This window comes from Microbacterium aurantiacum, assembly GCF_040532595.1.
In the GTDB taxonomy this organism is placed as follows: Bacteria; Actinomycetota; Actinomycetes; order Actinomycetales; family Microbacteriaceae; genus Microbacterium; species Microbacterium chocolatum_B.
In genome coordinates, this window is record NZ_JBEVYX010000001.1 from 25,701 (window position 1) to 49,275 (window position 23,575).

The 23,575-nt window shown below is 70.7% G+C and carries 22 protein-coding genes and 2 riboswitches; of the genes, 12 read left to right on the forward strand and 10 right to left on the reverse strand.

Going from position 1 to position 23,575, the window contains the following annotated elements; all coding sequences use genetic code 11:
• Positions 1 to 121: 121 nt before the first annotated feature.
• The 4 genes from gcvP to ABXJ56_RS00150 form a co-directional block, all read right to left on the reverse strand.
• Positions 122 to 2,962 carry an aminomethyl-transferring glycine dehydrogenase gene (gene gcvP / locus ABXJ56_RS00135; protein WP_435404980.1) on the reverse strand — a complete coding sequence of 947 codons (2,841 nt, stop codon included), beginning with the start codon at positions 2,960 to 2,962 and terminating at the stop codon, positions 122 to 124.
• A 53-nt stretch (positions 2,963 to 3,015) separates the two neighbouring features.
• Complete coding sequence (gene gcvH, locus ABXJ56_RS00140; protein ID WP_353997732.1) at positions 3,016 to 3,399, reverse strand: glycine cleavage system protein GcvH; 384 nt, start codon at positions 3,397 to 3,399, stop codon at positions 3,016 to 3,018.
• Positions 3,396 to 4,517 carry a glycine cleavage system aminomethyltransferase GcvT gene (gcvT, locus tag ABXJ56_RS00145; protein WP_353999926.1) on the reverse strand — a complete coding sequence of 374 codons (1,122 nt, stop codon included), beginning with the start codon at positions 4,515 to 4,517 and terminating at the stop codon, positions 3,396 to 3,398. The genes gcvH and gcvT overlap by 4 nt, the downstream gene beginning before the upstream one ends.
• A gap of 40 nt (positions 4,518 to 4,557) precedes the next feature.
• Positions 4,558 to 4,664, reverse strand: a riboswitch (glycine riboswitch).
• A riboswitch (glycine riboswitch) is annotated at positions 4,665 to 4,756 on the reverse strand.
• A 35-nt stretch (positions 4,757 to 4,791) separates the two neighbouring features.
• Positions 4,792 to 5,964 carry a MarP family serine protease gene (locus tag ABXJ56_RS00150; protein WP_353997733.1) on the reverse strand — a complete coding sequence of 391 codons (1,173 nt, stop codon included), beginning with the start codon at positions 5,962 to 5,964 and terminating at the stop codon, positions 4,792 to 4,794.
• Positions 5,965 to 6,091: 127 nt separating this feature from the next.
• On the opposite strand from ABXJ56_RS00150, the gene ABXJ56_RS00155 reads away from it, so the two are divergent.
• From ABXJ56_RS00155 to ABXJ56_RS00180, 6 genes are read left to right on the forward strand one after another with little or no spacing between them, the layout of a single operon-like run.
• Positions 6,092 to 6,811: an NUDIX hydrolase gene (locus ABXJ56_RS00155; protein WP_353997734.1), complete on the forward strand. Its 720-nt coding sequence runs from the start codon at positions 6,092 to 6,094 to the stop codon at positions 6,809 to 6,811.
• 12 nt (positions 6,812 to 6,823) lie between these two features.
• Positions 6,824 to 8,185 (forward strand): quinolinate synthase NadA, encoded by a 1,362-nt coding sequence (gene nadA, locus ABXJ56_RS00160; RefSeq protein WP_353997735.1) that lies wholly within the window; start codon positions 6,824 to 6,826, stop codon positions 8,183 to 8,185.
• The gene (nadB, locus tag ABXJ56_RS00165) at positions 8,182 to 9,777 is read left to right on the forward strand and encodes an L-aspartate oxidase (protein ID WP_353997736.1); all 1,596 of its coding nucleotides are present in this window, start codon (positions 8,182 to 8,184) and stop codon (positions 9,775 to 9,777) included. The genes nadA and nadB overlap by 4 nt, the downstream gene beginning before the upstream one ends.
• Positions 9,777 to 10,646 (forward strand): carboxylating nicotinate-nucleotide diphosphorylase, encoded by an 870-nt coding sequence (nadC, locus tag ABXJ56_RS00170; RefSeq protein WP_353997737.1) that lies wholly within the window; start codon positions 9,777 to 9,779, stop codon positions 10,644 to 10,646. The genes nadB and nadC overlap by 1 nt, the downstream gene beginning before the upstream one ends.
• Position 10,647: 1 nt before the next feature.
• A complete protein-coding gene (locus tag ABXJ56_RS00175; protein ID WP_353997738.1) occupies positions 10,648 to 11,793 on the forward strand; it encodes a cysteine desulfurase family protein in 1,146 nt (381 codons plus the stop codon).
• Complete coding sequence (locus tag ABXJ56_RS00180) at positions 11,790 to 12,749, forward strand: glycosyltransferase family 2 protein (RefSeq protein ID WP_353997739.1); 960 nt, start codon at positions 11,790 to 11,792, stop codon at positions 12,747 to 12,749. Before ABXJ56_RS00175 ends, ABXJ56_RS00180 begins: the two co-directional genes overlap by 4 nt.
• 29 nt (positions 12,750 to 12,778) lie before the next feature.
• On the opposite strand, the gene ABXJ56_RS00185 is transcribed toward ABXJ56_RS00180, so the two are convergent.
• Both ABXJ56_RS00185 and ABXJ56_RS00190 read right to left on the reverse strand, forming a co-directional pair.
• A complete protein-coding gene (locus tag ABXJ56_RS00185) occupies positions 12,779 to 14,800 on the reverse strand; it encodes an ABC transporter ATP-binding protein (RefSeq protein WP_353999927.1) in 2,022 nt (673 codons plus the stop codon).
• A 30-nt stretch (positions 14,801 to 14,830) separates the two neighbouring features.
• Positions 14,831 to 15,472, reverse strand: coding sequence for a DUF1345 domain-containing protein (locus ABXJ56_RS00190; RefSeq protein WP_353997740.1), 642 nt, complete (start codon positions 15,470 to 15,472; stop codon positions 14,831 to 14,833).
• Positions 15,473 to 15,575: 103 nt separating this feature from the next.
• On the opposite strand from ABXJ56_RS00190, the gene ABXJ56_RS00195 reads away from it, so the two are divergent.
• Entirely contained in the window at positions 15,576 to 17,093 is a 1,518-nt protein-coding gene (locus tag ABXJ56_RS00195; RefSeq protein ID WP_353997741.1) for a DHA2 family efflux MFS transporter permease subunit, read from the forward strand.
• 11 nt (positions 17,094 to 17,104) lie between these two features.
• On the opposite strand, the gene ABXJ56_RS00200 is transcribed toward ABXJ56_RS00195, so the two are convergent.
• Together ABXJ56_RS00200 and ABXJ56_RS00205 are read right to left on the reverse strand one after the other, a co-directional pair.
• Positions 17,105 to 17,614, reverse strand: a complete 510-nt coding sequence (locus tag ABXJ56_RS00200; protein WP_353997742.1) for a hypothetical protein — start codon at positions 17,612 to 17,614, stop codon at positions 17,105 to 17,107.
• A gap of 19 nt (positions 17,615 to 17,633) precedes the next feature.
• A complete protein-coding gene (locus ABXJ56_RS00205) occupies positions 17,634 to 17,765 on the reverse strand; it encodes a hypothetical protein (RefSeq protein ID WP_353997743.1) in 132 nt (43 codons plus the stop codon).
• 175 nt (positions 17,766 to 17,940) lie between these two features.
• On the opposite strand from ABXJ56_RS00205, the gene adhP reads away from it, so the two are divergent.
• Positions 17,941 to 18,960, forward strand: coding sequence for an alcohol dehydrogenase AdhP (adhP, locus tag ABXJ56_RS00210; RefSeq protein WP_353999928.1), 1,020 nt, complete (start codon positions 17,941 to 17,943; stop codon positions 18,958 to 18,960).
• An 8-nt stretch (positions 18,961 to 18,968) separates the two neighbouring features.
• Here adhP and ykgO read toward each other — a convergent pair whose 3' ends face one another.
• Positions 18,969 to 19,091 (reverse strand): type B 50S ribosomal protein L36, encoded by a 123-nt coding sequence (gene ykgO / locus ABXJ56_RS00215; protein WP_353997744.1) that lies wholly within the window; start codon positions 19,089 to 19,091, stop codon positions 18,969 to 18,971.
• 107 nt (positions 19,092 to 19,198) lie between these two features.
• Here ykgO and ABXJ56_RS00220 point away from each other — a divergent pair, with 107 nt between their 5' ends.
• Together ABXJ56_RS00220 and ABXJ56_RS00225 are read left to right on the forward strand one after the other, a co-directional pair.
• Positions 19,199 to 20,167 (forward strand): GTP-binding protein, encoded by a 969-nt coding sequence (locus ABXJ56_RS00220; RefSeq protein ID WP_353997745.1) that lies wholly within the window; start codon positions 19,199 to 19,201, stop codon positions 20,165 to 20,167.
• 108 nt (positions 20,168 to 20,275) lie between these two features.
• Positions 20,276 to 20,578 (forward strand): DUF427 domain-containing protein, encoded by a 303-nt coding sequence (locus ABXJ56_RS00225; protein WP_353997746.1) that lies wholly within the window; start codon positions 20,276 to 20,278, stop codon positions 20,576 to 20,578.
• Between the two features lies 1 nt (position 20,579).
• On the opposite strand, the gene ABXJ56_RS00230 is transcribed toward ABXJ56_RS00225, so the two are convergent.
• Positions 20,580 to 20,924 (reverse strand): YchJ family protein, encoded by a 345-nt coding sequence (locus ABXJ56_RS00230; RefSeq protein ID WP_353997747.1) that lies wholly within the window; start codon positions 20,922 to 20,924, stop codon positions 20,580 to 20,582.
• A gap of 130 nt (positions 20,925 to 21,054) precedes the next feature.
• Between ABXJ56_RS00230 and ABXJ56_RS00235 the strand changes: the two genes are divergently transcribed.
• Both ABXJ56_RS00235 and ABXJ56_RS00240 read left to right on the forward strand, forming a co-directional pair.
• Positions 21,055 to 22,647, forward strand: coding sequence for a catalase (locus tag ABXJ56_RS00235; protein ID WP_353997748.1), 1,593 nt, complete (start codon positions 21,055 to 21,057; stop codon positions 22,645 to 22,647).
• A 108-nt stretch (positions 22,648 to 22,755) separates the two neighbouring features.
• On the forward strand, positions 22,756 to 23,574 hold the full coding sequence (locus ABXJ56_RS00240) for a hypothetical protein (RefSeq protein WP_353997749.1): 819 nt from the start codon (positions 22,756 to 22,758) through the stop codon (positions 23,572 to 23,574).
• The last annotated feature ends 1 nt before the right edge of the window (position 23,575 follow it).

Sequence of the window (23,575 nt, forward strand, 5' to 3'; positions counted from 1 at the left end):
CGCACTGACGCTCGCTTGTCCTCCCCTACCGCCGAAACTGCATCCCCCGACCGAGACAGCACATGCAGCACGCCGTCTCGACCGGAGGATGCAGACTCACGGTCAGGGGCAAGGCGGAGGGTCAGGCGAAGGCCTCGATCGGGGGGCAGGCGCAGACCAGGTTGCGGTCGCCGTACGCCTGGTCAATTCGGCGTACGGGAGGCCAGTACTTCGTCCGCACGAGCGAGGACACCGGGTAGACCGCGGTCTCCCGGGAGTACGGATGCCGCCACTCGCCCGCGATGACCGATGCCGCCGTGTGCGGCGCGTTGGCGAGGGGATTGTCGGACGCATCCCACTCCCCCGCGGCGACGCGGTCGGCCTCGGCCTTGATCGCGATCATCGCCTCGATGAAGCGCTCGATCTCGCCCAGGTCCTCCGACTCGGTCGGCTCGACCATGAGCGTGCCCGCCACCGGGAACGACATCGTCGGCGCGTGGAAGCCGTAGTCGATGAGCCGCTTCGCGACGTCGTCGACCGTCACCCCCGTCGCCTCTCGCAGCGGGCGCAGATCGAGGATGCACTCGTGCGCGACGAGACCGCCCTCGCCCGCGTACAGCACGGGGAAGTGATCCCGCAGGCGCAGCGCGATGTAGTTGGCCGACAGGACTGCCGCGGCCGTGGCATCCTTCAGCCCCTCCGCCCCCATCATGCGCACGTACGCCCACGAGATCGGGAGGATCGACGCCGAGCCCTGCGGAGCGGCGGAGATCGGGCCGCCGTCGAAGACGAAGCCGCCCGCGTGGTCCGCCCGCTGCGCGAGCGGATGCGACGGCAGGAACGGTGCGAGATGCGCCTTGGCGGCGACCGGCCCCACCCCGGGACCGCCACCGCCGTGCGGAATCGCGAAGGTCTTGTGCAGGTTCAGGTGCGACACGTCGCCCCCGAGGTCGCCGAACCGTGCGAAGCCGAGCAGGGCGTTGAGGTTCGCGCCGTCGACGTACACCTGCCCGCCCGCATCGTGCACGGCCTGGGTGATCTCGAGCACGTCGTGCTCGTACACGCCGTGGGTCGAGGGGTAGGTGATCATCAGCGCCGCGAGCTCGTCGGCGTGCGCGGCGATCTTCGCGCGCAGATCGTCGAGGTCGACGTTGCCGGCCTCGTCGCACGCGACGACCACCACCCGCATGCCCGCGAGCACGGCGGAGGCGGCGTTGGTCCCGTGCGCCGACGACGGAATGAGGCACACCGTGCGCCCGAAGTCGCCGTGGGACCGGTGGTAGCCGCGGATCGCCATCAGCCCGGCGAGTTCGCCCTGGGAGCCGGCGTTGGGCTGCAGCGATACTGCGTCGTAACCGGTCACCTCGGCGAGCCACGTCTCGAGCTGCTCGATCATCGCCAGGTAGCCGCGCACGTCGGCTTCGGGGGCGAACGGGTGCACCCGGGAGAATTCCGGCCACGACACCGCCGCCATCTCGGTCGCCGCGTTGAGCTTCATGGTGCACGATCCGAGCGGGATCATCCCGCGGTCCAGGGCGTAGTCCCGGTCGGCGAGCTGCTTCAGGTAGCGCATCATCGCCGTCTCGGAGCGATGGGTGTTGAAGACGGGATGCTCCAGATAGGCATCCTCCCGCAGCAGCGCCGGCGCGACTCCCGCGAGAGGCGCGGCGTCGGTAAACGGCACGACCCGCTCGCCCTGAGCGCCCGCCCCGAGGAACTCGCCCTCGGGAAGCCCGAACGCCCACGCCACCGCGGCGAGGTCGTCGGCGGTGGTGGTCTCGTCGACCGAGACCCCCACGCTCGCGTCGTCGGCCCGGAACAGCTGGTACCCGCGCTCCCGGGCGCGCTCGATCACACGCTGAGCCGATCCCGGCACGTGCACGCGGAGGGTGTCGAAGAAGGCATCCGAGGCGAGCGTCAGGCCGTAGGCCCGTAGACGGTCCGCGAGCGCCTCGGTCTTCTTCGCCACCTCGGTCGCGATCCCGCGCAGCCCGTCGGGCCCGTGGTAGACCGCGTACATCGCGGCCATCACCGCGAGCAGCACCTGCGCGGTGCAGATGTTCGAAGTCGCCTTCTCGCGGCGGATGTGCTGCTCGCGCGTCTGCAGCGAGAGCCGGTAGGCGGGGTGCCCCTCGGCGTCGACGGAGACGCCCACCAGGCGCCCCGGGAGCTGGCGCTCCAGACCTGCGCGCACCGCCATGTAGCCGGCGTGCGGACCGCCGAAGCCCAGCGGTACCCCGAAGCGCTGCGTCGTGCCGACGGCGACGTCGGCGCCGAGCGACCCCGGCGAGCGCAGGAGGGTGAGCGCGAGCAGGTCGGCGGCGACCACCACCAGACCGCCCTGCGCCTGGACGGCGCCGATGACCTCGCTCGGATCCCACACGCGCCCGGTGGCACCGGGGTACTGGATGAAGGCGCCGAAGGCGTCGATGTCGGACGGCGGTGACGACATGTCGAACGCGGTCTCCTGCAGCGTGATGCCCAGCGCCGTCGCCCGGTGCGCGAGCAGCGCCTTGGTCTGCGGCAGGGCGTCGGCGTCGACGAGGAAGACGTCCGAGCGCGACTTCGAGGCGCGGCGGGCGACCAGCATCCCCTCCACCACCGCGGTCGACTCGTCGAGCATCGAGGCGTTGGCGGTGGCGAGGCCGGTCAGGTCGGTCACCATCGTCTGGAAGTTGATGAGGGCTTCGAGACGCCCCTGCGAGATCTCGGGCTGATAGGGCGTGTAGGCGGTGTACCACGACGGGTTCTCCAGCACGTTCCGCGCGATCACCGAGGGCGTGAAGGTGTCGTGGTACCCGAGCCCGATCATCGGCCGCGCCGTGCGGTTCTGCGAGGCCAGCGACCTCAGCTCCGCGAGCGCCTCGGCCTCGGTGGCCGCCGGCGGGATGTCGGAGGTCGTGCGCGGGTGCAGGTGGATGGATGCCGGAACCGCCGTCTGCACGAGCGCCTCGACCGAGTCGTAGCCCAGCGCTTCGAGCATGGTGCGCCGGGCGGCGTCGTCGATGCCGATGTGCCGCCGCGCGAAATCGCCCGTCACGCGTCGCCGCCGGTGAGGGCGAGGTAGGCCTCGCGGTCCAGGAGCCCGTCCACCGCCGCAGGGTCGACGCGGAGCTTGAGGAGCCAGCCGTCGCCGAAGGCGTCGGAGTTCACCCGCGAGGGGTCGTCGACGACCGCGTCATTGACCTCGACGACCTCGCCGTCGAGCGGGACGTAGAGCTCGCCGACGGACTTGGTCGACTCGATCTCACCGCAGACCTCGCCCGCGGACAGGCCGGCGCCGATCGCGGGGAGCTCGACGAACACCACGTCGCCGAGCTTGTCGGCGGCGTAGTCGGTGATGCCGATGGTGGCGACATCGCCCGCGAGGGCGACCCACTCGTGCTCGGCGGTGTACTTGAGGCTGCTGAGGTCGGTCATTTCTTCCTCCGGTAGAAGGGCAGGGCGGTGACGGTCGCGGAGATGCGTGTTCCGCGCACGTCGATGGTCAGTTCGGTTCCGGGCTCGCCGCGGTCGGGCGCGACGAAGGCCATCGCGATCGGATGGCCCAGCGTCGGGCTCAGCGCACCGCTGGTGATCTCGCCCACCTGCGTGTCGCCATCGAACACGGCGTAGCCGGCGCGCCCGGCGCGTCGGCCGTCGGCGACGAGGCCGACCAGAACCGGGGCGTCCGAACGGAGTCTGCTCTCGAGGGCAGCGCGCCCGACGAAATCGGCCACCTTCGTCCCCAGCGGGACGACCCGGCCGAGGCCCGCCTGGGCAGGCGTGACGTGCAGGGAGAGTTCATGGCCGTACAGCGGCATCCCCGCCTCCAGGCGAAGCGTGTCGCGCGAGGCGAGACCCGCGGGCACCAGGCCGAGGGGACCGCCGGCGATGCGCAGCGCGTCCCACAGGGCGCCGGCGTCGTCCGCGTCGACGCTCAGTTCGAAGCCCTCCTCGCCGGTGTACCCGGTGCGACTGACCAGGACCGCGCCGTTGCCGAAGCGCATGCCCATCGCGGTGTAGTACGGGAGGGTCTCGAGGGTGTGACCCATCGCGAGCGTGTCGTCGTGGAGGAGTCCGACCGTGGCCCTCAGGATCTCCATGGCCCGCGGCCCCTGCACGGCGATCAGCGCGTCGTCGAGTTCGATCAGCGCCGCGTCGAATCCGTCGATCCGCTCGGTGAGCGCTTCGTGCACCGCGGCGCGGTTGCCCGCGTTGGCGACGATGAGGAACCGGTCCTCGGCGTTGCGGGTCACGATGAGGTCGTCGATGATCCCGCCGCTGGGCGCGAGGATCATCGTGTACTTGGCTCGGGAGAGCGCCAGCTTCGCGGGGTCCAGCGCGAGCGCGTACGCCAGGAACGCCTCGCGCTCAGGGCCGGCGACGCCGAACTGGGCCATGTGCGAGATGTCGAACAGGCCCGCGGCGGTGCGGACGGCGTGGTGTTCGGCGAGGTCCGAGCTGTAGCGGACGGGCATCGACCACCCGCCGAAGTCGGTGAAGGTAGCCCCGAGGGCGACGTGGCGGTCGTAGAGGGCGGTGCGCAGATCGGTCATGAGTTCTCCCGTGGAGGGTCGACGTCGGACGACGTCGTCGAACTCCCCCTCTGTCATGAACCTGAGAGTTTCGCGCGACCCCCGGACGCGGGGACCGTGCTTTCACCGTCGGCGGACCCCGCGGGCGAGGTCGCTTTTCAGAGTCGGCCGACCGGGACGGTACGCGTACCTGAGAGATTGGCGGGGAGGCTTGCTCCTTCGGTGCCTGGCCGAAGCCAGGGCTCTCCCGTCCGGGTCGTGGGCCGGATGTGCAGTTGTGCCGCCAGCATAGCGCTCAGGTGGTGCACCGTCCGGACGAAACGGCATCCGCGAGTCCGGGTGCCGCCTCGACGACCGGGGTGAGCTCCGTCATCGTGACGGCGTATCCCCGCTCCGCGTCGTCCTCGCCGCGCGCGAACACCACGCCCGCGGCCTGGCCCGCGGCATCCAGAAGAGGGCCACCGGAGTTCCCCGGCCGCACCGCTGACTGCAGCGAGTAGATGTCGCGCGGGGCGGCGCCGTCGCCGTAGATGTCGGGCACCGGCACCGTGCCGACAGACAGCACTCCCGCGCTGATCATCGTGAACGGCCCCCCGAGCGGGTAGCCCTGGACCACCGCCGCCGTCCCGGGGGTCAGGGTTTCCGCCAGCGGCAGGGCCGGCACGCCCAGGTCGTCGACCGCGATGACAGCGAGGTCGTCGATCGGGTCGAACCAGACGATGCGGCCCTCGCGGGCGGCGATGCCGGGGAACTCGACCACCGGAGCGTCCACGCCCGCCACGACGTGCGCGTTGGTGACGACGCGGTCCGGCGCGATGACGAATCCTGTGCCGGTCGAACTGGTGCCGCAGGCGTACGCGGTGCCGGACACACGACCGACGGATGCCGCCGCCCGGGCGAGTTCGGGATCATCGAGGTCCACCGGGGGGACGCTCGGGGGCGCCGTGACCTCCAGCAGCTCGCCGAGCCGCGGGAGACCTTCGTCCACGACGAGTCCGCGAAGCTCGGCCATCGCCGCCGACACCGGCTGCGGGGTGAGGCGATCGATCGTGCGCAGGACGGCGGACGACGAGACGGCGGACGAGACGACCGGCATGCCCGTCGCCGCGATCGTGCCGCCCGCGAGGGAGAGGGCGAGTGCCCCGACGAGGACGCCCGTGGCGGCGCCGAGCAGTCGATCGACCGCGCGCAGCGGCGTTCGGTCGACGCCGCGCCGCACGAGGGCGCCGAGCGCGCCGCCGATGCCCGCGCCGAGCACCAGCACCAGCACGGTGCTGACGATGACCACGAGCGACCGCCAGTCCTGCCAGGGCCAGACGTCGTTGATGAGCGGGACGAGCCAGTACGCGCCGACACCGCCCGCCGCCAGTCCCAGGAGAACGCCGACGCTGCCGGAGAGTCCGCGCGCGGCACCGCCGATCAGCGCAGCGATCAGCAGTGCGATGAGCACGACGTCGACGACGATCATGGTGTTCCTCCTGCACGCCGACGGTGGGCCCAGGCTACGCACGGAACCTGGGACGTTGCCCGACCGGCGGCGGCGTTTGCCCTTCTGGTCAGAACGACACTAAGATGATCTCGGAGATATGGTCACCATGACACGAACTAGCCTGGAGAACGCCGCCGCGCCGGAAGCCGTCGCGGAGGACGCGACGCGCGTCGCGGTGTCGACGGTCATCTTCGCCCTCCGCCCGCGCGAGCCGGAAGGCCCGCTCGCCGTGACCCTCCCCCTCGTCCGACGGACCCGCGACCCGCACGAGGGGCAGTGGGCTCTCCCGGGCGGCTGGCTCGACATCCGCGAGAGCCTCGGCGCCGCGGCGTCGCGCACCCTCGCCGAGACCACCGGCATCGCGCCGAGCTATCTCGAGCAGCTGTACGCCTTCGGAGCCGTCGACCGCTCCCCCACCCGCGTGGTCTCGATCGTCTACTGGGCCCTCATCCGCCCCGATGAGATCGTCGAGGACGGCATCGAGAACGTCGGATGGTTCGACGTGGAGCGGTTGCCGCCGCTCGCCTTCGATCACAACGAGATCGTGGACTACGCCCTCTGGCGCCTGCGGAACAAGGTCGGCTACAGCCGGATCGCCCATGGCCTGCTCGGGGACGAGTTCACCCTCGCCGAGCTGCGCGAGGTGTACCAGACGATCCTCGACCGCAAGCTCGACCCGGCCAACTTCCGACGCCAGGTCGAGAACTCCGGCACCCTCATCCCGACCGACCGCCATCGCACGGGGAGCCACCGACCCGCCCGGCTCTACCGCTACAACCAGGACGTCGAGCTGGCCGACCGCGGCCCGCTGTCCACCCCGCACTGAAGAGAGCACGCCATGCCCGCCGTCCACATCACCCAGACGCCCCCGCCCGCTCGCGACGCGTCCGTCGACCACCTGATCCAGGCGATCGTGTCGGGAGACTCCCTCGACCAGACGTGCAACACCGATCTGGCCGCGTCTCCCTGGGACTTCGACACGCGCCCGGGCTACGGTCCGGGCTCCTCGATGGGCGACGTCATCCCCACCGACGCGCCTCGTCAGGGCACGCTGCCCGCGTCGTACCGCGAGGCGTCGGATGCGGAGCTCGATGACCGGATCCGCGCGGCGAAAGAGGTTCTCGGCGACCGCGTCGTCGTGCTCGGACACTTCTATCAGCGCCAGGAGGTCATCCAGCACGCCGACTACGTGGGCGATTCGTTCCAGCTCGCCAACGCCGCTCTCGAACATCCGGATGCCGAGGCCATCGTCTTCTGCGGCGTACATTTCATGGCCGAGACCGCGGACCTGCTCTCCGGACCCGACCAGGCGGTGATCCTCCCGAACCTCGCCGCCGGCTGCTCGATGGCGGACATGGCCGACATCGATCAGGTCGAGGAGTGCTGGGAGCAGCTCGCGGAGGTCTACGGAGACCTCGACGCGGTCGACGCCACCGGGCGCGTGCCCGTGATCCCCGTGACCTACATGAACTCCTCGGCCGCCATCAAGGGCTTCGTCGGCCGCCACGGCGGCATCGTATGCACCTCCTCCAACGCCCGGACCGTTCTGGAGTGGGCGTTCGCGCGCGGACGACGCGTGCTGTTCTTCCCCGACCAGCACCTCGGGCGCAACACCGCGAAGGCGATGGGCGTGCCGCTCGAGCAGATGCCTCTGTGGAACCCGCGGCGCCCGTTCGGCGGGTCCGACGTCGAGACCCTCGACGCCGCGCGCGTGATCCTCTGGCACGGGTTCTGCTCCGTGCACCGCCGGTTCTCCGTCGATCAGATCGCCGCGGCGCGACGAGACCACCCGGGGGTGCGCGTCATCGTCCACCCGGAATGCCCGATGGACGTCGTCGACGCCGCGGACGAATCCGGCTCCACCGACCACATCCGCCGGGCCATCGCCGCCGCGACCGAGCCGACGACCTTCGCCATCGGCACCGAGGTGAACCTGGTCCAGCGTCTCGCGGCGGAGTATCCCCAGCACACGATCTACTGCCTGGACCCGGTGGTGTGCCCCTGCTCGACGATGTACCGCATCCACCCCGGGTACCTCGCGTGGGTGCTCGAGGGACTCGTCGCCGGGGAGGTGCGCAACCGGATCGTCGTGACCGGCGACGTCGCGGCGCCGGCGCGGGTCGCCCTCGAGCGGATGCTGGCGGCCAAGCCCCCGGCGGCCTCGCCGGAGGTCGCCGCCGGGTGGGAGAACGCCTCATGACGCCGCCACCGGTCCATGTCGTGGTCGTGGGGTCGGGCATCGCCGGGCTGACGGTGGCGCTGCACGCTGCGGCTGCCGGGTGCCGGGTGACCCTCGCCACGAAGGACGTGCTCGAGCACGCCAACACCCGCTACGCCCAGGGCGGTATCGCGGGGGTGATGTTCCCCGACGACCGCGCCGACGCCCACATGGCCGACACCCTGTCCGCCGGGGCGGGCCTCGCCGATCCGGCCGCCGTCCGCGTCCTGGTCGACGAGGGCCCGGCCCGCATCCGCGAGCTCATCGCGCTCGGCGTGGCCTTCGATCGCGCTGCGGACGGCACGCTCGTCAAGGGCCTCGAGGCGGCGCACTCGTACCCACGGATCCTGCACGCGGGCGGGGACGCCACGGGCACCGCGATCGAACGGGCCCTGGTGGCGGCCCTCCGCACCGCCGACATCGGCGTTTTCGAGCACGCCTTCCTCGTCGACCTCGTCCGCGACGGCGCCCGCGTGGTCGGCGTGGATCTCCTGGTCGGCGAGACGGAGGCCCGCGACGGACGACGCGTACGACTGGACGCCGATGCCGTGGTGCTCGCCACGGGCGGGGCGGGCGAGCTGTACGCCCACTCGACCAATCCCGACGTCGCCACGGCCGACGGCATCGCCGCAGCGCTCCGGGCCGGAGCCGCCGTCGCGGATCTGGAATTCGTCCAGTTCCACCCCACCACGATCGCGACCGGTGTTCCCTTCCTCGTCTCGGAGGCGGTGCGCGGGGAGGGGGCGACCCTGATCGACGACGACGGGCACCGCTTCGCCTTCGACGCGCATCCCGACGGGGAGCTCGCCCCGCGCGACGTCGTCGCCCGCGCGATCGCACGTCGGATGGCGGATCAGGGCGGAAGCCCCGTTCGCCTCGATGCGACGCCGGTCCACCCGGGCGACCCCACCGCACGCGCGGCTCATCTGGCGCGGCGGTTCCCGACCATCGACGCGGCGGTCCGCGAACGCGGCCTCGACTGGGCGCGCGAGCCCATCCCGGTGACCCCGGCAGCGCACTACCTGATGGGCGGCATCGTGACCGACCTCTTCGGACGGACGAGTCTGCCGGGGCTCTACGCCGTCGGCGAGACCGCGCGCACCGGAGTGCACGGGGCCAACCGACTCGCGTCGAATTCGCTGCTGGAAGGTGCCGTCTTCGGCGCGCGCGCCGGCGACGTCATCGTCCCCGATGCCATCGCCGGCACCTGGATCGGACCGGCCCTCGACGCGGATGCGCCCGCGGTCCCGGCATCCGGCATCCCCGAGACCACACCGGTCGGCCCCGTCCCGACCTTCTCCCGCCGCCGATTGCAGGACGCGATGTGGCAGCATGCGGGCCTCATCCGCGACGCGTCCGGCCTCTCCCGCGCGGGGACGCTCATCGCCGCGTGGCGTGTGCAGCCGCGGACCCCCCGGCGCGAGAAGGAGTACGAGGACGAGAACCTCCTCCTCGTCGCCGCGCACCTCGTCGCTGCGGCGCGGGCGCGCACCGTCTCGGTCGGCGCCCACTACCGCAGCGACGGTGACGCCCGACCCGAATCCCCTCTCCTCGTCGCGGAAGGAGCGCTCTGATGCTCACCCGGTCGGTCATCGACCGTACGGTCGCCCTCGCGCTGGAGGAGGACGCCCCATGGGGCGACATCACCAGCGCGTCCCTGATCCCGGCGGACGCGACCGCCGTAGCCGAGCTCGTCGCGCGCGAAGGGGGCGTCTTCTCGGGCGGCGAGGTCTTCCGCGCCGCCTTCGCCCTCACCGATCCTCTGGTGGCGGTCGACCTCCACATCTCCGACGGCGCAGCGTTCGACGTCGGCGCGCGCCTGGCGACGGTGACCGGACCCGCGTGCGGGATCCTGACCGCTGAGCGGGTCGCGCTCAACTTCGTGCAGCGGATGAGCGGCATCGCCACCCTCACCGCGCAGTACGTGGCCGAGACGGCCCTCACCGGAGCGCGCATCGCCGACACACGCAAGACCACGCCGGGACTGCGTGCGTTCGAGCGCCATGCGGTCGCATGCGGCGGCGGCCACAACCACCGGCGATCCCTGTCCGACGCCGTGATGGCCAAGGACAATCACCTCGCCGTCCTCGTGTCGGAGGGGCTGTCGGTGACGCAGGCGCTGCAGCAGATGATCGCGCGCCTGCCGCACACCACGCACGTCGAGGTCGAGGTGGACGACCTCGCCCAGATCGAAGCGGTGCTCGCGGCGGGGATCGGAACGATCATGCTCGACAACTTCTCTCTGGACGACCTTCGCCGCGGCGTCGAGCTCGTCGCCGGACGCGCGATCGTCGACGCGAGCGGCGGGGTCACCCTGGAATCGGTGCGGGCGATCGCCGAGACCGGGGTCGACGTGATCTCGGTGGGGGCGCTCACGCACTCGGCGCGGGCCCTCGACCTCGGGTTGGACATCCGGGTCGATCGCGCAGCTGAACCGGTCTGACGTGCTCTACCTCGACAACGCCGCAACGGGCCCGGTACGCCGCGAGGTCCTCGAGGCGATGCTCCCCCACCTCGCCCGCGCGTTCGGGAACCCCTCCAGCCACCACACCGTCGGAGAGCGCGCCGCCGGTGTCCTCGCCGACGCCCGCGCCCGGGTCGCGCGAGTGCTCGGGGTGCGCGCGGGCGACGTCGTGTTCACCTCCGGCGGGACGGAGGCGAACAATCTCGCGGTGAAGGGGATCTCGCTCGCCGCCCTCGCCCATCGGGGCCGCACGCACCTGGTGACCACGGCGATCGAGCACGAATCCGTGCTCGCCTCCGCCGACCACCTGCGTCGGTTCCATGCGTTCGACATCACGTATCTCCCCGTGGACGCCGACGGACGGGTCGATCCGGATGCGGTCCTCGCCGCCGTCCGGCCCGAGACGGCGCTGGTGAGCCTCGGGTACGCCAACAACGAGATCGGGACGGTCCAGGACGTCGCGTCCGTCGCCTCAGCGTTGACGGAGCGCGGCATCCCCCTCCATCTGGATGCCGTGCAGGCGGCCGGGTGGCTGCCGATCGACCGCGCCACCACGGGCGCCGACGCTCTGGCACTGTCGGGTCACAAGCTCGGCGCCCCCCAGGGGACGGGGGTCCTCGCCGTTCGGGGGCGGATCCCGCTCGAGCCCGTGCTGCACGGCGGGGGCCAGGAGCGCGGGCGCCGGAGCGGCACCGAGAACGTCGCGGGCGCGGTGGCGATCGCGACCGCACTGGAGCTCGCGGAGCGCGAGCGGCCGGCCGACGCCGCACGGGTCGCCGCGGCGCGCGACGCGCTCATCGCCGGCGTGTGCGGTGCCGTCGCCGGCGCCCGCCTCACGGGCCACCCGCACCACCGCCTGCCGGGGACGGCGAGCTTCGTCTTCCCGCGCACCAGCGGCGAGGCGATCCTGCTCGAGATGGAGCGGCGCGGGATCGTCTCCTCCAGCGGGTCGGCGTGCGCCGCCGGCAGCGATGAGCCGTCGCACGTGCTGACGGCGATGGGCATCGACGGGGACGTCGCGCGCACAGCCGTGCGCATCACGCTCCCCCACGGATTCGATGCCGAGATCCTGCCGCTCGTGAACACGGTGGCGGACTCGGTGGCGGCCGTACAATCGGGCGCGTGAGCCGCCCCGTCATCACCGTCGTCGTCCCCGGCTTCGACGTCGCCGAGTTCGCCGGAGAGGCTGTGGCCTCCCTCGAGGCGCAGGAGATGACCGCGTGGCGCGCGGTTCTCGTCGACGACGCCTCCCACGACGCGACCGGGGCGATCTTCGACGAAGCGGTCGCGCGCGATGCCCGCTTCACCGTGGTCCGCCACCGCGCCCGGCGAGGGCTGGGAGCTGCGCGCAACACGGGACTGGAGCTGGCGGAGACGCCCTTCCTCGCCTTCCTCGACGCCGATGACCGGATGACGCCGTCCGCGCTCGGGCGGTGGACCGAGACCCTCGAGCGCACGGGCAGCGACCTCGTGGCGGGGGCCTACGTGCGCCTGCGCCCGACCCCCGCGGGCGGGTACGCCCCGGGTCCGGTGCAGCCGTGGGTCGCCCGGTCGACCGCACCCGCGCGCGAGAGGGTCACGCTGAGAGAGCACCCGGATGTCTCGGGCAACATCGTGGCGTGGTCGAAGGCGAGCCGCACGGCGCTGTGGCGGCGCACCGGCATCCGCTTCCCCGTGGGGATGGCCTACGAGGACCAGGTCGTCGCCCAGCAGCTGTACACGCGGGCCCGGTCGTTCGATGTGATCCCGGACGTGGTCGTCGAGTGGCGCGAGCGCGCCGACGGAAGCTCCATCACACAGCGGAAGGGCACCCTGACGATTCTGCGCGACTACCTCGACGCCCTCGGTGGCGGACTCGACGTCCTCGACGCCGCGGGCCACTCGGCAGCGATCCGCTCCCGCATCGACCTCATCCGACAGCTCGACCTCCCTCCGCTGATCGAGATCGCCCGCACCCACCCCGACGACGCCTACCGCCGACACCTCGGCGCGTTCGTCCGCGCGCTCGATGAGCGGATGTCGGTGCCGCGCGGCACGGATGACGCCCGCGAGCGCGCCCTCGACGCGGCGCGCCTGTGGTGAGGCGCGGTCGCGGGCCGCGCCCCCGCGGTTCAGCCGCCGGGGACCGCCGGAGGCACCCACGCCGGTTCTGACGAGACCATCAGGGCCGCGGGATTCGGCTCCGGTGTCTCGTCCGGCCGACCCGTCGGCGGCCGGTCGGCACGGCGGTCGGGGTGGTCCGCGGGCGCCTCGGCCTCTTCCGCCTGCAGGATGCGGGAGGCGGCGAGCTGCTCCGCGGCGAGCTCGGCGTAGAGGCCACCCGCCGCGATCAGCGACGCGTGCGTTCCCGACTCGACGATCCGGCCCGCCTCCACGACGTGGATGACGTCCGCACCGATCACCGTGGACAGCCGGTGCGCGATCGACAGGGTCGTCCGCCCCCGGGCAGCGGCATCCAGAGCCTCCTGGACGACCCGCTCGCTCACGGTGTCGAGCGCCGACGTGGCCTCATCCAGGAGCAGTACCGGCGGATCCTTCAGCAGCACGCGTGCGATCGCGATCCGCTGCTTCTCGCCGCCCGACAGGCGGTAGCCGCGCTCACCGACGATCGTGTCGTAGCCGTCGGCGAAGCTCGAGATGACATGGTCGATGTTGGCCGCGCGACACGCGCGCACGAGCTCATCGTCGGTGGCATCGGGCTTGGCATATCTGAGGTTCTCGCGGATCGTCGCGTGGAAGAGGTAGGTCTCCTGCGAGACGATGCCGACGCTGTCGATGATCGATTCCTGACGCAGCGCCCGCACGTCCGCGCCCGCGAAGAGGACCGCGCCCTCCGATGCTTCGTACATCCGCGGCGTGAGGTAGAGGATCGTGGTCTTCCCCGCGCCCGAGGGACCCACGAAGGCCACGTGCTGGCCCGGCTCCGCGACGAAGTCGATGCCCTGGAGGGTCGGACGAGCGCCGGGTGCGGCATCCGGATACCGGAAGACGACGTCACGGAACTCGATGCGCCCCACCGGTCCGGGCGCGTCACCGACGTCGCGGGCGTCCCCGGCGTCGCGAATGGCCGGGACGAGGTCGAGGTACTCGAAGATCCGCGCGAAAAGGGCCGCGGAGGTCTGCAGATCCAGCGCGACGCGCATGAGGCCCATGAGCGGTTGGAGCAGACGGGCCTGCACGGTCGTGAAGGCGACGATCGTCCCGGCGGTGATGGTGTCGTCGATCGAGCCCGTGACGAGGTAGCCGGCCACGAGGTAGACCACCGCCGGGACACTCGCCATGAGCACCTGCACCACCGCGAAGAACCCCTGACCGCTCATGGCGCGGCGCACCTGGAGGCGGACCTGGTTGCGGTTCTCCTCGGCGTAGCGCGCCGACTCGGTCCGCTGACGGTTGAACGACTTCGACAGCAGGATGCCGGAGACGCTCAGTGTCTCCTGTGTGATCGCGGTCAGCTCCGACAGCGACTCCTGCGTCTGCGCGGCGATGCGCGCCCGGACCTGACCGACGCGGCGCTGGACGACCACGAGGAAGGGCATCAGCACGACGGCGATGACGGTGAGTCGCCAGTCGATGATGATCATCGCCACGAGCGAGGCGATGACGGTGACGACGTTGCCGAGGATGCTGGTGACCGTGTTGGTGAGGACTCCCGAGACCCCGCCCACGTCGTTCTGCAGACGCGACTGGATGACGCCGGTCTTGGTCCGCGTGAAGAATCCGAGCTCCATCGCCTGGAGGTGCTCGAACAGCCGGACCCGGAGGTCTCCGGTGACCCTGTTGCCGACGGTCGAGGTCAACCAGGTCTGCACCACGCCGAGCGCCGCAGAGAGAAGGAACATCCCGACCATCACGAGCACCAGGCGCCAGAGGAGGGACACATCGGGGCCGCCGCCGTCGACCGGGAAGAGGGCGTCATCGAAGATCCGCTGCACGATCAGCGGGGGGACGACCGCGATCGCCGCCCCCACGACGACCAGCACGCCGGTGGCGAGGATGCTCCACCGATACGGCCGGAAGAGGGTGACCACGCGGCGTCCCAGATGCGGGATCCTCGGTGCCTGCGCATTGGCCCGACGTTGCGCGTCGGTGTCGACGGGCCGGAAACCCGCCCCGCCGCCGCGCATGCCCATGCTCACGGCGTCAGCCTAGTCATCGCGGAATCACCCGAGGTCGAGGACGAGATTCACCACCGTGCCGATGATCACCGCCCCGAACATGTAGGCCAGCAGCGCCTGGGGGATCACCAGGCGCCGGATCTCGTTCGATCGGACGCTCGTGTCGCCCACCTGGTATCCCATTCCGACGCCGAGGGAGAAGTAGGCGAAATCCGAGTACTCCGGGTCGTCGGACTGGTTGAAGTCGATCCCCCCGATCGGATCGGAATAGTAGAGGTGCGCGACGCGCAGCATGTAGTCCACTTGGATGAGCAGCCACGAGGCGGCCACGCTCAGCAACGCGATCGCGGCGAGGATCCAGGAGATCACCTCGCCTGCCCGGTCGGTCTGGACGAGCACGACGGCCACCGCCCCGAGACTGGCCACGCTCCCGACGAGCGCCGCGACGCGGGCCACCGATCGACCCGGATCCTCGGTCGTCGCGTGCGCGCGCGTGGCAGCCGCGTCCATCGGCCACACCACAAGGACGACCCAGACGACGGCGGTTGTCGCCAACGCCGCCCACCCCGCCAGGAGGGCGGCGGCGATCCCCAGCACCGGCGCCAGCACGACCGCGGTGACGACCCCGATCAGCGCGGCGGTCGACAGCCGCAGCACCACCGTGTGGTGCGGGCGCAGATCGCTCATGGATCGCATCGTTCCACGGATCAGGGAATGCCGTGTCGGAGCACGCCGTTATCCTGGGGGCTTGCCATCTCCGGGTGGCCCCACGACACCGAGGAGTCCTGCGATGGCCGCACCGGCGACCGCCCCGATCGTCACGCCCGCGGCGGGTGCGACGATCACCCGAGAACAGTCCCGCGTCATCTGGCTTCTGCTGGCGGCGGCGTTCGTCGCGATCCTCAACGAGACCACGATGGGTGTGGCGATTCCGCACCTGATCGACGATTTCGGCATCACCGCGGTCGCGGCACAGTGGCTGACGACCGCCTTCATGCTGACCATGGCCGTCATCATCCCCATCACGGGGTTCCTCCTGCGCCGGTTCCCCACCCGCGTGATGTTCATCGCGGCCATGACCCTGTTCTCCCTCGGCACGCTCATCGCGTTCGTCGCTCCCGGCTTCCCCGTCTTGCTCGTCGCGCGCGTGGTGCAGGCGTCGGGCACGGCGATCATGATGCCGCTGCTCATGACGACGATCATGAACGTCGTCCCCGCACACTCTCGCGGACGGATGATGGGGCGGGTGAGCATCGTCATCTCGCTCGCCCCGGCGATCGGGCCGACCATGGCGGGTCTCGTGCTCGACACCGTCGGCTGGCGGTGGATCTTCGGGATCGTCCTGCCGATCGCGCTGCTGGCCCTCGCAGCCGGCGCGATGTGGATCCGGAATCTCGGCGAGACGACGCGGGTCGCCATCGACATCCCTTCCATCGTCCTCTCCGGATTCGGCTTCGGCGGTCTCGTCTACGGGCTGAGCCTGCTCGGCGGCGGTGCGCACGGAGGCGCCGAGACGGCGGGGGGCGCGGTCTCGGATGCCTCCAGCGCTTCGGTCACCCTCGCGGTCGCGCTCGGGGTCGGCATCCTCTCGCTCGCGGCTTTCGCCTGGCGCCAGATCCGCCTGCAGCGCAGCGACGACGCGCTGCTGGACCTCCGCGTCTTCCGTTCGCTGAACTTCTCGCTGTCGATCACCCAGATGGCGATCATGTCGTTGGCGTTCTTCGGTGCGATCACGGTGCTGCCGCTGTATCTCCAGCGCGTCGTCGGGATCTCTGCGCTGGAGACCGGGCTCATCGTTCTTCCCGGAGCTCTCGCGATGGGACTCGCGGGTCCGATCATCGGCCGGATCTACGACCGCTTCGGCACCCGGGTCCTGCTCGTCCCGGGCGCGATCATCACCAGTGCGATGCTGTGGACCTACACCACCTACACCGAGGCGACGCCCGTCTGGTTCATCGCCGTCGCCCAGACCGTCCTCTCCCTGGGGCTCGCCCTCTCGTTCACGCCGCTGTTCACCGCGTCTCTCGGCTCGCTCCCCCGGCGGTTCTACTCCTACGGCTCGGCCATCGTCGGCACCATCCAGCAGGTCGCCGGGGCCGCCGGGATCGCACTTCTGATCGGCATCATGTCCGCAGTGACGGCCACCGGCGTGTCCAGCGGGCTCGAGGAGGCCGCCGCCGGCGCCGCCGGAACCCGCGCCGCCTTCCTGGTCGCCGCCGTGCTGTCCCTGCCACTGCTGGTCGGAGCGTTCCTGATCCGCAAGCCCGCCGACGAGATCGCGGAGGACGCGCCGGTCGCGGCGCACTGACGTGACGGCGGTCAGTGATGGATGATCGCCTTGAGAAGGATGATCATCCCACCGAACCCCGCGGTGATCGTGGCGCTCACCAGGCGCGTGTACCAGTGATGCGTCCACTTCGCCACGGCGAGCCAGCCGAGTAGTCCGAGGATGGCGGCGCACATGATCAGCGCCGTCCAGATGGCGAACGTGTCGTCGATGACCTCCGTGACGCCGAGAAGGAGCACCACCAGCGGCCCCGTCGAGGCGAGCAGCATACCCGAGGACTGCCGGCCGGCCGCGCGGATGCTGCGGCGCAGACCCGCCCGCCCGTCGGTGGCAGCGAGCCGCCCGAGGGCCCCCGCATAGACGTGGGCGACGTAGAAGACGATGACAGTGACGGCGACGGTGAGGAAGGCGTTCAGAGAGGTCCCGATGGCGGAACCGCTGACGACGATCATCCCGGAGACGAGGATGAGCCCGTAGATCGCCTCCTCCGACATGAGCACGCGCGAGAGCCGCGGAGGGATCTCGAGCTGAGCGTCGGTCATCGTCGGATGACGGCCGGGATCAGTCGCCGCTGGTGCTGCACGCACCCCCGCCGCAGCATCCGCCGCCTCCGCCGCCGATGACGGCGAGGGGGGTCGTCACGTCCGCGTCGGAGGTGGGAGCAGGAGCGGAGGAGGTCGTGTCATCGCGCATGCCGCCATGCTACCCGCGCTCCGATGCCTGCGCATCCGAACCCCCTTGCTGTGGTCTGACCACAGGAGTAGCCTGCGGACAGGACGGCATACGACCGTCGGAGGATGTGAGTGCAATGGCTGCCATGACGATCGCGACGCCCCACCTCGGGCGAGGCGAGCACCCCGCGGGCACGATGCGCGCGGCGGTGGTCGTCGCGCCCGACGCGCCGCTGGAGATCCGCGATGTCCCCATCCCTCACCCGGGGCCGGGCGAGGCGCTGGTCCGAGTTCTGACGAGCGGGGTCTGCCACACCGATCTGCACGCGGCACGCGGCGACTGGCCTGTCGCCCCCAAGTCGGAGCTGATCCCCGGGCACGAGGGGTGCGGCATCATCGTCGAGCTCGGGGAAGGCGTCGACAGCCTGCGGGTCGGCGACCGCGTGGGCAACGCATGGCTGTGGAGTGCCTGCGGCGCGTGCGAGTTCTGCCGCACGGGCAGGGAGACGCTGTGCCCGGAACAGCGCAACGGCGGATACTCGGTCGACGGAAGCTTCGGCGAATACATGCTCGTCGATGAGCGCTTCGCGGCGCGGATCCCCGAGGGCGTCGACACCGCTGAGGTCGCCCCGATCCTCTGCGCCGGGGTCACCGTCTACAAGGGCCTGAAGATGGCCGACACGAAGCCGGGCCAGTGGATGGTCGTCTCCGGAGTCGGGGGCCTCGGGCACATCGCCGTGCAGTACGCGCGCGCGATGGGGATGCGCGTCGCCGCGGTGGACGTCGACGAAGCGAAGCTGGCTCTTGCGCGACACCACGGGGCGGAGATCACCGTCGACGCCCGGCGGACGGATCCGGTCGCCGCGATCCAGCAGCACACGGGCGGCGCTCACGGCATCCTCGTCACCGCCGTGCACCCCGGCGCGTTCGCTCAGGCGACCGGGATGGTGCGCCGCGGCGGAACGGTGGTCTTCGTCGGGCTCCCGCCGGGGGACTTCCCCGCGGACATCTTCGATACGGTCCTGCGCGCGATCACGATCCGCGGCTCGATCGTGGGAACCCGCCAGGACCTGATCGAGGCTCTCGACTTCTTCGCCCGCGGCGAGATCCACCCGACCGTGAGAACAGAACACCTCGACGACATCAACGACATCTTCGCGCGCATGGAACACGGCACGATCGAGGGGCGGATCGTGATGCGACACGCCGCGGGATAGTCACCCTCTCAGCCTTGCCGCCCCTTGAAGCGGGGGTTCAGCGTGTTGATGACGAAGACGCGACCCCGACGGCGCACGACCTGCGCCCCGGGTTGAGCCTTCAATGATTTCAGCGATGCTCGGACCTTCACGACCAACGTGTCCCTTCGGCTTCCGTATTGAGAACCTTTCTCATTAGCAAGCTAGACTGCATCGCGGTCGGCGTCAATCGGACGGCGAGGCGCAGGAGGCGGAAGAGATGGCACGGCAGATGATCACGGTGCTCGGAGTGTGCGCTGCGGAGCGACGCGCGTATGCCAGGCAGCTGGCGGCCGCGACCGTCCGTCGTGTCGTGACCGTCGACCCGCAGGGCGACGGAGAAGAGGTCTCCCGCGCCGTCGAGCGCGGTGACGCGCTGGTCGTCGAGCTCGAAACCGACGTCGAACCGGCTCCCCTCCTCGACCTCGTCGGTGATCACGTGGTGTGCGTCGTCGACGCCCGTCACATGTTCGACGATCTTCGGGATCTCGCGCCCCTCCGCGAGGGTGCGCCGAGCGGCGATCCTCGCGGAGACGTCGGTGCGCGGGCGCGGCGCGCGGTGGGCGCACTGGAGTGCGCACACCTCATCGTCCTGGTCGAGTGGCAGCGGTCCTCGACGGCGGAACTGTCGATGATGATGGCGCTGGCCTCGCACCTCAATCCCCGCGCTCGCATACGCCTCTCGCGCGGAGCCCGGGCGGATCTCCGTGCGAGCGGCGTCGACGAGCCCGTCGGCGCATGGCGGGATCGGGCCGGATGGGTGCACGCCCTGAACGCCGAACACGATCCCTACATGACCGATCCGCGCGTGCGCACTCTGCGCTACGAGCAGCTGCGCCCCTTCCACCCGGAGCGTCTCGTGCACGCGCTGGACGAGCTCGAGAGCGGGCGTTTCGGCGTCCTCGTGCGCTCCGTCGGGCTGTGCCGGCTCGCGACGCGCCCGGGGGTTCTCGCACGCTGGGAGCAGGTCGGGTCGGCGATGTGGATCGACCCGCTCGAGCAGGATGAGAGCTGGCTCACGATCGGACAGGAGCTCGCCCTCATCGGTATCGACCTTCAGGAGCCTCGGATCGCCTCCGCCCTGGATGGAGCGGCACTGACCGACGACGAGCTGGCCGCAGGCCCCGCCTCCTGGTCGACGTTCGACGATCCCTTGCCGGCCTGGCCCGCCCGCATCGACGAGCGGTGATCACCGACCCGCTCGCTGATTCAGGCCGCCGCCCAGCGGAAGGACCCTAGGCTGGTCACGGCGCCGGCGCAGGCGGGCTCCGCACATTCCGAAGTTGGGAGATCAGCAATGCGTGCGACGTTGAACGGGGTGGTCCTCGCCGACGCTCCTCAGGATCGGCTCCTCAAGATCGAGGGCAACTGGTACTTCCCGCCGGACACGGTGGATTTCTCCCTACTGGCCGAGAGCCCGACGCCGTACACCTGCGCCTGGAAGGGCGAGTGCCAGTACTACTCGATCGTCCACGGCGATGCGGTCCTCGCCGACAAGGCGTGGGCGTACCCGCACCCGTACCCGGCCGCGTTCGAGCGGGTTGGCGCCGACTTCTCGGGCTACGTGGCCTTCGACCGGAGCGTGTCCGTCTCCGAGTGACTCAGGCGGGGGTCTCCCCCGTCACTCCGGGTCGCACGTCGCCGTCGAGATAGAACCAGCGATCGGCCTCGCGGACGAACCGCGATCGCTCGTGGAGCACCCCCAGGACGCCCCCCTCGAGGTACGTCGCTCGGAACTCCACTATGCCGTCGCGGTCCCCGGGCCCACCGCCCACCGTGTCCACGATCTGCAGGCCGCGCCAGCGCGGGTTGTCGGCGAGGTCGAGCGAGGCGGGCCGGGTGGAGGGGTGCCAGGTCCGCAAGAGCCAGGGCGCGTCGCCCGCACGGAAGGCGGCGAAGCGTGAGCGCATCAGCTCCTCCGCGGTCACGGGCTCCCTGTCGTCCATCCCTCCACCTTCGCACGATCCCTTACACGGTCGGACGCACCGGCGCACCCCGTTGACCCCGCCGGGTCCGGGTGATGGTGTGGATGGGACAGAGGCGTCGCCGCGTGCGACGACCGGAGAAGGAGCTCTCATGCCAGACCTGCCCCGCCCCGCCGATGATCAGACGGTGGCGACCGCCCCGTCCGCAGAGGCGCACCTCGGCTCGACGACCGACACCGGAGCGCCCGCACCGAGCGATCGCAACAGCCTCACGGTCGGTGCCGACGGCCCGATCGTGTTGCACGATGTGCACTTCCTCAATCAGATGGCGCACTTCAACCGCGAGCGAATCCCCGAGCGCAACGTCCACGCGAAGGGATCCGGTGCGTTCGGAGTCTTCGAGACGACGGAGGACGTCAGCGCGTACACGAAGGCGGCCCTGTTCCAGCGGGGGGTCACGACGGACATGCTCGCGCGCTTCTCGACCGTCGCCGGCGAACAGGGCTCCCCCGACACCTGGCGGGATCCCCGCGGGTTCGCGCTGAAGTTCTATACCGAAGAGGGAAACTACGACCTCGTCGGAAACAACACACCGGTGTTCTTCATCCGCGACACGATGAAGTTCCCGCACTTCATCCGCTCGCAGAAACGGCGAGGCGGCAGCGGCCTGCGGGACAACAACATGCAGTGGGATTTCTGGAGCCTGAACCCCGAGTCGGCGCACCAGGTCACCTACCTCATGGGAGATCGAGGCATACCGGCCTCGTACCGCCACATGAACGGATACGGTTCGCACACCTACATGTGGATCAACGCCGCCGGCGAGCGGTTCTGGGTCAAGTACCACTTCCACACCGCGCAAGGCGTGAAGGGACTGACCGACGCCGATGCCACGAAGATCGCCGGGGAGGATGCCGACTTCCACCGCCGTGATCTGTTCGAGGCGATCGAGCGCGGCGACTTCCCGTCATGGCGGCTCTCGGTGCAGGTCATGCCGTACGAGGAGGCCGCCGCGTACCGGATCAACCCGTTCGACCTCACGAAGGTCTGGCCGCACGCGGACTACCCGCTCATCCCGGTCGGGACGATGACTCTGAACCGCAACCCGGAGAACTTCTTCGCCCAGATCGAACAGGCGGCCTTCGAGCCGTCCGCCCTCGTCCCCGGGATCGGCTTCTCCCCGGACAAGATGCTGCTCGGCCGTGCGTTCGCCTATGCCGACACGCACCGTCACCGGATCGGCGCGAACTACCTGCAGCTGCCCGTGAACCGGCCGCGCGTCGAGATGAACTCCTACACGCAGGACGGTCCCATGGCGTACGAGCACCGCGGAGACGATCCCGTGTACGCGCCGAACTCGTTCGGTCGCGGCTACGCCGACAACGTCGGCGTGGTGGACCTCGGGTGGGAGTCCGACGGCCCGATGGTCCGGGCGGCCTACACGCCTCGTCGCGACGACGACGACTTCTCCCAGGCCGGCGCCCTCGTCCGCGAGGTGTGGGACGACGCGCAGCGGCAGGCGTTCGTCCGGACGGTGGCCGGGCACCTCCTCGGCGGAGTCACGGGCGATGTGCTCGAGCGGGCGTTCGCGTACTGGAAGGCCGTCGATGAGGCCACCGGCACGGAGATCGAACGCCTCGTGCGCGCGGACGCTGATCTCGGGGGCCCCGGCGGACAGGATGACTCTGCGAAGCAGGATGCGCAGAACCCGGTTCAGGAGCGCGACACCCACGCCCGCTCCTGATCTCCTCGGGTCGATCGCGGCGGGTTCGGACGGGCTCGCCGCGATCGACGTCCGGGGGGATCGGTGAAAACCCGACCGCACCCCCGCCGACGCGCCTACCATCGGGCTGTGGGCATCGACGCGGACGACGAGCTGCGTCTCCTTCGCGCCCGCGCGTACGGCCCTCACGCCGACATCGCAGGAGATCCGCAAGCCCTTGAGCGGCTGAGGGAGCTCGAGGACGCCCACTCGCCCTCGCTCGACGACGCACCCGCCTCGCGCGAAGAGCGAAAAGAGCCGGAGGCTCCGGTCGACGGGGCGTTCCCAGCCCGAACCGGCGCATTCGACACCGATGATGCGGACGCGTCCGCGGCGGAGGACACGACGGACCGGCCCCCGAGCGCAGGGGATGCGCCCGCATCCCGCCCCGCACGGCGCCGCCGGGTCGCCCTCATGTGGACGGCATCGGTCGTGGTGGCGGCGATGGTCTCCGCCGCGGTGGCCGTGTTCGCCACGCGTCAGCTCCAGGACGACGCGCGCCCCGTCGCCACCCTCGGCGCCGACCCCGAGTTCGAATGGCCCCGCGCGTTCGGGGGTCCCGAACGCGCGGGAGACGCGTACGCCGTGTTCCACGGCATCCGTCCCCTCACGACCGACGATGCGCGACGGACCGGAGCGAGCGACGAATGCCTGTTCCTCCTGAGCGATGATCTGATCGACGATTCCGACTACTATTCCGGCTCGATCTGGGGTTCGGGCTGCGGCGCCGGCGCGTTCCCGGCCGTGGTCGCGATGAAGGTCACCGCCGGAATGCCCGAGGAGCTCCGCTCTCGCTTCCCCATCGGCACTTCCCTGCAGTTCACCCTCGCCGACGGTGAGATCTCCGTGGAGCGGGCGTGGGGCCCGGTGTCCTATTTCGGTGATCCGGACCCCGCCGAGACCCGCTGAT

What these genes read in the sequence shown, in the direction of transcription:
- ABXJ56_RS00235 (WP_353997748.1), top strand. Translation starts at nt 21,055, where the DNA reads ATGCCAGACCTGCCCCGCCCCGCCGATGATCAGACGGTGGCGACCGCC.
- nadA (WP_353997735.1), top strand. Translation starts at nt 6,824, where the DNA reads ATGCCCGCCGTCCACATCACCCAGACGCCCCCGCCCGCTCGCGACGCG.
- ABXJ56_RS00195 (WP_353997741.1), top strand. Translation starts at nt 15,576, where the DNA reads ATGGCCGCACCGGCGACCGCCCCGATCGTCACGCCCGCGGCGGGTGCG.
- nadC (WP_353997737.1), top strand. Translation starts at nt 9,777, where the DNA reads ATGCTCACCCGGTCGGTCATCGACCGTACGGTCGCCCTCGCGCTGGAG.
- ABXJ56_RS00220 (WP_353997745.1), top strand. Translation starts at nt 19,199, where the DNA reads ATGGCACGGCAGATGATCACGGTGCTCGGAGTGTGCGCTGCGGAGCGA.
- ABXJ56_RS00225 (WP_353997746.1), top strand. Translation starts at nt 20,276, where the DNA reads ATGCGTGCGACGTTGAACGGGGTGGTCCTCGCCGACGCTCCTCAGGAT.
- gcvH (WP_353997732.1), bottom strand. Translation starts at nt 3,399, where the DNA reads ATGACCGACCTCAGCAGCCTCAAGTACACCGCCGAGCACGAGTGGGTC.
- nadB (WP_353997736.1), top strand. Translation starts at nt 8,182, where the DNA reads ATGACGCCGCCACCGGTCCATGTCGTGGTCGTGGGGTCGGGCATCGCC.
- ABXJ56_RS00185 (WP_353999927.1), bottom strand. Translation starts at nt 14,800, where the DNA reads ATGGGCATGCGCGGCGGCGGGGCGGGTTTCCGGCCCGTCGACACCGAC.
- ABXJ56_RS00190 (WP_353997740.1), bottom strand. Translation starts at nt 15,472, where the DNA reads ATGAGCGATCTGCGCCCGCACCACACGGTGGTGCTGCGGCTGTCGACC.
- ABXJ56_RS00155 (WP_353997734.1), top strand. Translation starts at nt 6,092, where the DNA reads ATGACACGAACTAGCCTGGAGAACGCCGCCGCGCCGGAAGCCGTCGCG.
- adhP (WP_353999928.1), top strand. Translation starts at nt 17,941, where the DNA reads ATGCGCGCGGCGGTGGTCGTCGCGCCCGACGCGCCGCTGGAGATCCGC.
- gcvP (WP_435404980.1), bottom strand. Translation starts at nt 2,962, where the DNA reads ATGCTCGAAGCGCTGGGCTACGACTCGGTCGAGGCGCTCGTGCAGACG.
- ABXJ56_RS00150 (WP_353997733.1), bottom strand. Translation starts at nt 5,964, where the DNA reads ATGATCGTCGTCGACGTCGTGCTCATCGCACTGCTGATCGCTGCGCTG.
- ABXJ56_RS00200 (WP_353997742.1), bottom strand. Translation starts at nt 17,614, where the DNA reads ATGACCGACGCTCAGCTCGAGATCCCTCCGCGGCTCTCGCGCGTGCTC.
- ABXJ56_RS00230 (WP_353997747.1), bottom strand. Translation starts at nt 20,924, where the DNA reads ATGGACGACAGGGAGCCCGTGACCGCGGAGGAGCTGATGCGCTCACGC.
- gcvT (WP_353999926.1), bottom strand. Translation starts at nt 4,517, where the DNA reads ATGACCGATCTGCGCACCGCCCTCTACGACCGCCACGTCGCCCTCGGG.
- ABXJ56_RS00205 (WP_353997743.1), bottom strand. Translation starts at nt 17,765, where the DNA reads ATGCGCGATGACACGACCTCCTCCGCTCCTGCTCCCACCTCCGACGCG.